This window comes from Thiomonas sp. 13-64-67 (assembly GCF_002282795.1).
Taxonomy (GTDB): domain Bacteria; phylum Pseudomonadota; class Gammaproteobacteria; order Burkholderiales; family Burkholderiaceae_C; genus Thiomonas; species Thiomonas arsenitoxydans.
The window spans coordinates 92,418-92,899 of the sequence record NZ_NCKP01000014.1 but is presented as its reverse complement, the minus strand read 5'-3'; the positions used below and the strand labels follow the sequence as shown (position 1 = coordinate 92,899).

Below are 482 nucleotides of genomic sequence, written 5' to 3'. Positions count from 1 at the left end.
CTGGGTCTACCGCAGCGCGGCTACGCCGGCGGTGGTGTTTGACTATTGCGCCAGTCGTGCCGGTGCGCATGCGCGCGACTTCCTGCAGGATTGGTCAGGCACCTTGCTCACCGATGACTTCAGCGGCTACAAGGCGCTGTATGCCCAAGGGAGCATTGTGGAGGCGGGGTGCTGGGCGCATGTACGCAGAAAGTTCTTCGAGGCGCACAAGCTGGCGGGCAGCGCGATTGCGCAGGAGGCGCTTGAGCGCATCAAAGCCTTGTATGCCATTGAGCAGACCCTTCGGGAGCATCCGCCCGATGGGCGCACCGCGCTGCGCCAGCGCCAAAGCCAACCCCTGCTCGAGGCCTTGCACGCCTGGCTGATCGGGCAGCGCTCGCTCTTGGCCAAGGCCGACGCCACGGCGCGGGCCATCGACTATGCGCTGGGCCGGTGGAGCGCCTTGTGTGTGTTTGCCACCGATGGGCGCGTGCCGATCGATA

At 66.0% G+C, this 482-nt stretch carries 1 protein-coding gene; it reads left to right on the top strand.

Annotated features, from left to right (window positions below):
* A partial coding sequence (locus tag B7X30_RS05820) for an IS66 family transposase (RefSeq protein WP_502694410.1) occupies positions 1 to 482 on the top strand: 482 nt, incomplete at both ends.